At 56.4% G+C, this 8,346-nt stretch carries 5 protein-coding genes; 1 reads left to right on the top strand and 4 read right to left on the bottom strand.

The window, feature by feature from the left end; translation table 11 throughout:
• The first annotated feature begins 430 nt into the window (after positions 1 to 430).
• Complete coding sequence (locus COHPA_RS0116715; protein ID WP_027087309.1) at positions 431 to 853, top strand: DUF4395 domain-containing protein; 423 nt, start codon at positions 431 to 433, stop codon at positions 851 to 853.
• A 94-nt stretch (positions 854 to 947) separates the two neighbouring features.
• Here COHPA_RS0116715 and ltrA read toward each other — a convergent pair whose 3' ends face one another.
• The 4 genes from ltrA to pcrB all read right to left on the bottom strand — a co-directional run bounded on the left by ltrA (position 948) and on the right by pcrB (position 8,321).
• Complete coding sequence (ltrA, locus tag COHPA_RS0116710; RefSeq protein WP_027087308.1) at positions 948 to 2,339, bottom strand: group II intron reverse transcriptase/maturase; 1,392 nt, start codon at positions 2,337 to 2,339, stop codon at positions 948 to 950.
• 811 nt (positions 2,340 to 3,150) lie between these two features.
• Entirely contained in the window at positions 3,151 to 5,172 is a 2,022-nt protein-coding gene (ligA, locus tag COHPA_RS0116700) for an NAD-dependent DNA ligase LigA (RefSeq protein WP_027087307.1), read from the bottom strand.
• A gap of 34 nt (positions 5,173 to 5,206) precedes the next feature.
• Positions 5,207 to 7,612: a DNA helicase PcrA gene (gene pcrA, locus COHPA_RS0116695; protein ID WP_027087306.1), complete on the bottom strand. Its 2,406-nt coding sequence runs from the start codon at positions 7,610 to 7,612 to the stop codon at positions 5,207 to 5,209.
• A complete protein-coding gene (gene pcrB, locus COHPA_RS0116690) occupies positions 7,602 to 8,321 on the bottom strand; it encodes a heptaprenylglyceryl phosphate synthase (RefSeq protein ID WP_027087305.1) in 720 nt (239 codons plus the stop codon). The genes pcrA and pcrB overlap by 11 nt, the downstream gene beginning before the upstream one ends.
• Between the last annotated feature and the right edge of the window lie 25 nt (positions 8,322 to 8,346).

Genomic DNA, 8,346 nt, shown 5'->3' with positions numbered 1-8,346 from the left:
GCCTACGTGTTACTCACCCGTCCGCCGCTAAGCTATCCCCGAAGGAATAACTCCGCTCGACTTGCATGTATTAGGCACGCCGCCAGCGTTCGTCCTGAGCCAGGATCAAACTCTCCATAAAAGTAAACCTTTTATCGAAGAGCCTTTCGGCTCAATCTGTATTGCTGGTTTGTTCACCGAAGTGAACGTTTTATTACCGTAAATTACGCTCGATGTTCAGTTTTCAAAGAACAAGCTTTATTGCTTTCGTTTCTTTTCTTTCACCGCCCCGCGAGGCGACTTGAATAATATATCACGAACGAAAAGCATATTGCAACCTATTTTATCATGGAAATTTAATACAGTTAATTGCGCATAATCATATTGATTATCCCGCAGTCCAAGAGTACAATTAATCATAGTAATTAACTCGGAATAAGGAGGGCCCGTCATGAAGGAAATTCCGCTACGTTATGTGAAGGCCAATCAGACAGGTATCGTGACTTTCGTTATTATCGGCTTGGCTCTGCAGCAGCCCTGGATCATCGCAGCGCTATGGGTCATACAGATCGTCGGTCTATTGACGGAGGGCCGCCTCAATCCTTTCGTCGCGATCGCCAAACGACTGTTCCCGGTCAAAGGAGCGTTCGAGACGCAAGCCGTCGTCCTGCAGCGCTTCAACAATACGCTCGCGATCCTGTTTCTTACGATATCGCTCATTCTGTTCGCCGTCGGCTGGCAAGTCGCGGGCATCGTAGTCTCCCTTATGCTGCTAGGCGCGGCAGGCGCCGCCTTGGTTGGCTACTGCATTGGATGCACGGTTTATTATCAATATAAACAGCTGCTCGCGCGAAGAAAACTCAGCAATTCCTAAGCCTTCGCCCGCATAATCGAGTAGATGGGGGCGGCTAGCCCCCGACCTCTCACACCACCGTACATGCGGGTCCGCATACGGCGGTTCCTAAAAGTTAACGAGTTTCAAGATAACGAGTTGTCAGACTTAACAGCCCTTGGTCACTCCAGTAGGAGCGATTAAGGGCGTTGTTTATGTTTCGGGACATTTCCCAGCATCCGCGGCGAGCGTTTGCCATCATTCTTGCCGCCCACTCCGGTACACCTAGGGCACGTAAGTTTCGGAGCCTGGATTTAGGTAGTTTCCACTGCTTCCATAGGCACATGCGTAGTCTTCGGCGAATCCATTCGTCGAGTCGTTCGCAGTGCGTCTTTACGGATGCTAGCCGGAAGTAGCCTATCCAACCCATCAGGTAGCGATTTAATTCTTGCAGCCTCTTCTCCATCGAGACGCCTCGCGTACGCGAGGTTATCTCCCTGACGCGTTCCTTTAGTTGTTCCAGTTTCTTCGGCGCGATTCGAATCGTCGCGACTTTGTTGCTGAGAAAGCTGAATCCAAGGAACTTGCGGTTCCATGGGCGGTCTACCGCACTCTTGTCCCGATTCACTCTTAGTCTGAGCCTCNCCTCTACAAAGCGAATGACCGACGCCATTACGCGTTCACCTGCACGCTTGCTTCGGACAAAGATGTTGCAGTCGTCCGCATAACGCACAAACTTCAAGCCGCGTTCCGTTAATTCTTTGTCCAGATCGTCCAACAGGATGTTAGCTAAAAGCGGGCTGAGCGGACCGCCTTGCGGCGTTCCTTCCAGCGTCTCCTGCTTTGTCCCGTCGACCATGACTCCGGCATTGAGGTAGGAACGAATCAGCTTCAAGACACGCTTGTCCGCGACTTTTCGTGCTACCCTTGCCATGAGGATGTCGTGGTTCACTCTGTCAAAGAACTTCTCCAAATCTATGTCTACGACCCAGCGATTTCCTTCTTGAATGTAGGACTGCGCTTGTTTTACTGCGTCATGGGCACGTTTCCTTGGGCGGAATCCAAAGCTGTTCGGTGAGAATAACGGGTCCAAAATCGGTGTCATTACTTGCATGAGGGCTTGTTGGATCAAGCGGTCCATTACGGTTGGGATACCTAACAGCCGCACCCCGCCTCCGGGTTTGGGGATTTCCACCCGTTTGACTGGCATCGGTCTGTACGTACCCAATTGGAGCTGCGCTTTCACGGTTTCCCAGCATTCCCATACGTGTGCTTGTAGCTCGGCTACCGTCACGTTGTCTATGCCGGGCGCTCCTCCGTTTTGTTTCACTCGCTTGTAGGCTTCTCGGAGATTTCCCTCCTCGAGCATTTGATCCAGCAAGTCGTGCTTTCCTTCGCGAGAAGAAAGGTCGGTTTGTGCCGACGAAGAACTCGGCGCTCCGGCATACCCTTGCGGTTTCACCGCTACCCTTTGCCGCGAGCTCCCTTGCGGGATATTCTGCTGTCGTTGTTCTTCGCGCGAACGCATCGATTTCTTTTCTCCTTTAGGTTCAGCCCTTCCGGTGTTGTTGCAACAACACCGTACTATGGCTTNTNCTGACTCCTGCGGATTCAGCGCGACTTCTCAGCCACGGTTACGCAAATACTTCGCATATTCCACAGGTCTCCCCAGATAAGAACGTCATCTTTCCGCCCGCGCTCGCCCAAGTTTACGGCTGCAGCCTTTGGCAGCTTAGGATTTCGTCATGTGATGGTGACTCATCCGACTGCAACCGCCTCAAATTGGATTCGTGTACCTCGAGCCGTGCGTTTGCCTCCAGCTTCCTTCGGATTCCGCCTCGCGGCGGACACCCTTGCTCTTGGCTATGGTAGGCGCTTGCCAGCCCCCATTCCGGACTTTCACCGTAGAGATGACGCCCATGCTGGGCGTACATCGAAGGGCCGTCACCTCCTGGTGACGGCCCTTTTCTATGACAATGACATGAACTAACGTACGCCCGCAAGTCGTTCGCCAAAGGATGTCGAGGCATAGTAGATGACCTAAATAACAACAATCATTTGCATTTATTCGTGGTCTGATCCAATGCCAGCGGTAAAGCAACTCACATAAGCAGTTATTAATTGCGTCGGACAAGAAAAGGACCGCATAACATTAAAATAACTGCAAATCGTTGGTATTCAACGCTCATTGAAGCTACATGCCTACTATAGCTGCGAATAGATGTTATTGCCGAGCCGTAACGGAGATCCGCCAGGTTGACGAATAGAGAATTAGCGTAAAGCCGTAACTCGTGACCGTTTGTAACCCGCCCAAGGTCATATTTGTATATTGAACGGGATTAGACTTCCCCTAGCAGCTTCAACAGCTCCTGCTCGTCCTCGAGCACTTCTACGCCAAGCTCGCGGGCTTTAGTCAGCTTGCTGCCCGCGCTTTCCCCTGCGATGACAAGGTCGGTCTTCTTGGACACGCTGCCGGAGACTTTGGCTCCGAGAGCTTCCAGCTTCTTCGCCGCCTCGTCCCGCGTCATGACGCTGAGCGTGCCCGTCAACACGACGGTTTTGCCGAATAGCGGGTGGCTTGCGTCCGCCGCCGTTGCCGGGCGTAACGTCTCCGCTTTGACGCCGGCCGCGCGCATGCGGGCGATGCTCTCCAACATGATCGGATCGCGGAAGAAGCTTGCGATGCTCTCCGCGACGATGCCTCCGACGTCAGGCAACCCTTGCAATTCCTCGGCATCCGCTGCCATCAAGCGATCCAGGTCGCCGTAGTGGTCCGCGAGCATCTTAGCCGTCGCTTTACCCGTATTCGGAATACCGAGGGCGTTCAGGAACTGGCCCAGCTCGCGCGACTTCGACTTCTCGATCGCCGCAAGCAGGTTTGCGGCTTTCTTCTCGCCGAAACGTTGCAGCTTCACGAGATCGTCCATCGTGAGCGAATACAAATCCGCCGGATCGCGAGCCTCCAACTCCTCGTACAGCTGTTCCGCGGTTTTGCCGCTGAACGTCTCGATATCCATGCAGTCGCGGGACGCGAAGTGCGTGATGCGCCCGATCGTCTGCGGCTTGCAGCCGAGACGGTTGTTGCAGAACAGATGCGCGCCGCGCATCTCTAGCGGCGATCCGCAGCCCGGACAGGTCGTCGGCACCTCGATCGTCTGCCCCGCCTCGTCGTCTGCCTTGCCGAGAATTTCCGGTATAACGTCGTTAGAACGACGAATGAATACGCGCGTGCCGAGCGCATGCATCAGGTTCTTGCGTTCGATATCGCCGATGTTGTTCAGCGTGCAATTCTGCACCGTCACGCCCGCAAGCTCTACGGCTTCCACGCGGGCGAGCGGCGTAATCTTGCCCGTACGGCCGACTTCCCACGAGACGGACTCGAGCACCGTCGTCGTCTCTTCGGCTTCGAATTTAAAAGCGACGGCCCAGCGAGGGAACTTGTCCGTATAGCCGAGCGCTTGGCGCGTACGCATGTCCGTCAGCTTGATGACCGCTCCGTCGATCAGGTAGTCCAGCTGGTCCCGGCGGGCGACGACGCGTTCAAGCTCCCCGATTACCTCTTCGATCGTCGAGAAATAAGCGTTGTATGGATTCACCGGAAATTTGTTATCGCGCAGGAAAGCGATCATCTCGCGGTGGTTCTCGAAGGAGGCCCCTTCGGCGTAGCCTACGTTATAGAAGAACGCATCGAGCCGGCGAGCCGCCGTCAGCTTCGGATCTTGGTTGCGCAGAGCTCCGGCCGCTCCGTTGCGAGCGTTCTTCAAAGGCTCGGCCGTCGTCTTGTTGTATTCCTCGAGCACGGAAAGCCGCATGAAGCCTTCTCCCTGCACCTCGATCGGTCCGCCTTCGAATCCGATCGTCAGAGGCACCGTGCGGATCGTCTTCGTCTGTGGGAGTATGCCTTCGCCCACTTCCCCGTTGCCGCGCGTCGCCGCTTGCGCGAGCTCGCCGCCAGAGTAAGTCAAGTTAAGCGACAGCCCGTCGAACTTAAGCTCCACGACGTACTCCGGAGGCGGTAGAGGTTGGTCCGGATTCCTCGCATTGTATTCTTGAATCAGACGGCTTGCGCGAGCGGCCCAAGCGAGCAAGTCGTCGGTGTTCTGCGCCTTGTCCAGGCTCCAAAGCCGGGCCAGGTGGCGATGAGGCTCGAAGCCCTTGAGCAGTTCGCCTCCGACGCGCCGCGTCGGAGAATCCGCCAACACCGTACCCGACGATTGCTCTAACGCGACGAGCTCGTCATACAACGCATCGTACTCTTTATCGCTGATCGTCGGTTGATCCTCGGTGTAGTAGCGATGACCATGCGCGTTCAGCTCATCGACGAGCTCGCGCATCCTTGCGGTCGATTCCGTTAAAGACATTCGCCGTCAACCTCTTTTCCACATTGAATAATCGCTATACTTTCGTAACCGGCGCGAACGCGGCCAGCAACCGCTTAACGCCGACAGGCGCCGGGAACGCGATCTGGAATTCCAAGTCGTTACCCGTTCCTTTGACCGCAACGACCGTTCCGATGCCCCACTTCGCGTGCTGCACCTTATCGCCCGCGACGACGCCGCCGAGCCCTTCGCCAGACGGCTTGGCAGCCGCCGGCGTTGACGAAGTCACCGCGGCCGGCCGCGCGGCCCCGGCGCCAGGAGAAGCTCCGAAGCTAGGACGGGCGCCGAATCCCGCAGCATTAGACGATGCCGCGCTTCCGCTCCCGCCGAACGAACTGCCGCGCGAACCGAATCCGCCTCCGCCGGTACTACTGCCCCCAAGACGCGAAGCGTAGCCGCCATAGGTTCCGCCCGCGCGTCCTCCCGCAGGACCCGACACTTCCTTCAATGGATTCGGGATTTCCTCGAGGAAACGGGACGGCGCGTTGCTGTTCGTGCGTCCGTAAAGCAACCGGCTGCGCGCGCACGTCAGATACAACTTCTTCTCCGCCCGCGTGATGCCGACGTAGGCAAGCCGACGCTCTTCCTCCATCTCCTCGTTGTCGAGGAACGCCCGATTGCCCGGGAATACGCCCTCTTCCATCCCGATGATGAACACGACCGGGAACTCGAGCCCTTTCGCGCTATGCATCGTCATCAAGATGACGGCGTCGCCGCCCTCTTCGTCGTCGTTGTTCATCGAATCGATATCGGCGATGAGCGCGAGGTCCGTCAGGAACGCCACGAGCGACTTATCCTCGCCCCGCTTCTCGAACTCTTGGGTTACGGACAGAAACTCCTCGATATTCTCGAGGCGCGACTTCGACTCCAGGGAGTTTTCCCGAATGAATTCGGCGCGGTAATCGGTTAGCTCGAGCATTTTCTCCGTTAGCTCCGTCACCGATAAATACTCGACCATCGAAGTCAAATTGCGCATCATGTCGCGGAACTCGCCGAGCGCGACCTTGGCGCGGGTCTGGATATCGAGATGGTACAATCCGTCTCCTAGCAATCCGTCCCCTTCGTTCAATAACCGGAAAATCGAGACTCCGCGCTGCTGCGCCTCCGCCTGGACTTTGGCCATCGTCGTATCCCCGAGTCCGCGTTTAGGCTCGTTAATGATCCGGAGCAAGCTGATGTCGTCGTCCGGGTTGGAGATCAGGCGCAGGTACGCAAGAATGTCCTTGATCTCTTTGCGGTCGTAGAACTTGATGCCGCCTACGATCTGATACGGAATTTCCGACTTGATGAGAATTTCCTCGATCACCCGCGACTGCGCGTTCGTCCGGTACAGGATCGCATGGTCGTCGTGGCGCCTTCCGCTCTGGCGGTTTTTGCGAATTTCGCCGGCAACGAAGTAGCCTTCCTCGTGCTCCGAATCGCCTTGATATACCGTGATGAGGTCGCCGCCTTGCTGGTCGGTCCACAAATTCTTAGCCCTGCGGCCTACGTTATTATTAATGACGGAATTCGCCGCATCGAGAATGTTGGAGGTCGAACGGTAATTCTGCTCGAGCAGGATCGTCGTCGATTCCGGATAGTCTTTCTCGAAATTCAAGATGTTCGTAATGTCCGCGCCGCGCCACCGGTAGATCGATTGGTCGCTGTCCCCGACGACGCACAGGTTATGATGCTTGGACGCGAGCATCTTGCACAGCATGTATTGCGCGCGGTTCGTGTCCTGATACTCGTCCACGTGGATGTAACGGAATTTATTCTGGTAGAAATCGAGCACTTCCGGTACGTCTTTGAACAGCTGGATCGTAAGCATGATCAAGTCGTCGAAATCGACGGAGTTGTTCGCCTTCAACCGCTTCTGGTACTGGGCATAGACGTTAGCGACGATTTTCTGGAAGTAGTCGCCCGCCGTCTGCTCGTACTTGTCGGGAGCGATCAGCTCGTTCTTCGCGCCGCTGATCGCCGCCTGCACCGACTTCGGTTCGATTTTCTTCACGTCGATATTGCTGTCTTTCATGATGTTGCGTACGACGGATAATTGATCGGTGGAATCTAAAATGCTGAAATTAGAGCTGAATCCGATTCGTTCGATGTCCTTGCGAAGAATGCGAACGCACATCGAGTGGAATGTGCTTACCCAGATGTCTTTGCCGGACGGGCCGACGAGCTTGGACACCCGTTCTTGCATCTCGCGGGCCGCTTTGTTCGTAAACGTAATGGCTAGTATGCTCCATGGGGCGGCGATGCGCTTCGAGATCAAGTAGGCGATGCGGTGCGTAAGCACGCGCGTCTTGCCGCTTCCCGCTCCGGCCATGATCAGCAGCGGCCCTTGCGTCGTAACCGCCGCTTCGCGCTGCTTCGGATTAAGCTTGGCGATCGCCGCTTCGATATCCAGTTCGTTAGATGGTTCTCGTTCAAAAAACATGATGCCGCTCCTTTATCGTTTCGTTCACCGCGGACACGGTCGCCAGCGCGGCTTCGAGATTCGAGTAGATGACATTGCCGACGACGACGGTATGGGCGATTCCCGCGGCCAGGCGCGCGCGTTCGGGCGAATCGATGCCTCCGCCGTAGATCAGATGCGCTTGCCGCAAGCTGCCCTTCACGCGCCCGACAAGCTCCATGTCGCCGAACTTGCCGCTGTACTCCACGTAAAGCACCGGAACGTTCCACAATCTGTCCGCGACTTGCGCGTAAGCGACCGCCTCCGAAGACGTTAACGCGGCATGCGCGCCCGTCACCCGGGCTACCGTCGAGTCGGGATTCAGCACCAAATACGCTTCCCCGACGACATGGTCCCACGGAAGCAGATGGCCGAAGTCCGCCAACGCCGCGGCATGGCGCCCGATGAGCCACTCGGTGCTTCCGGCGTTCAGAACGCCCGGAATGAAATACCCGTCGAACCCGGGCACTCCGCAAGCGGCGTCGGACAGCTCCATCGCGCAAGCCACCTCGTATCTGCGGATGCGGGCCAGCAGGTCGACCGTATTGTCGTACGTCACGCCGCTCGACCCGCCTACGAGGATCGCGTCCGTGCCCGACAGGCAAACGCGATCCAGCGCGTCGTCGCCGATCTCCCGCTCCGGATCCAGCTTAAACACGTGTCTCCAATGCGTATAAAAAGAATGCGCCATGATGCCTCCAAAAATAAGAACATAT

Source organism: Cohnella panacarvi Gsoil 349 (assembly GCF_000515335.1).
Lineage (GTDB): Bacteria > Bacillota > Bacilli > Paenibacillales > Paenibacillaceae > Cohnella > Cohnella panacarvi.
This window is presented reverse-complemented; position numbering and strand designations above follow the sequence as displayed.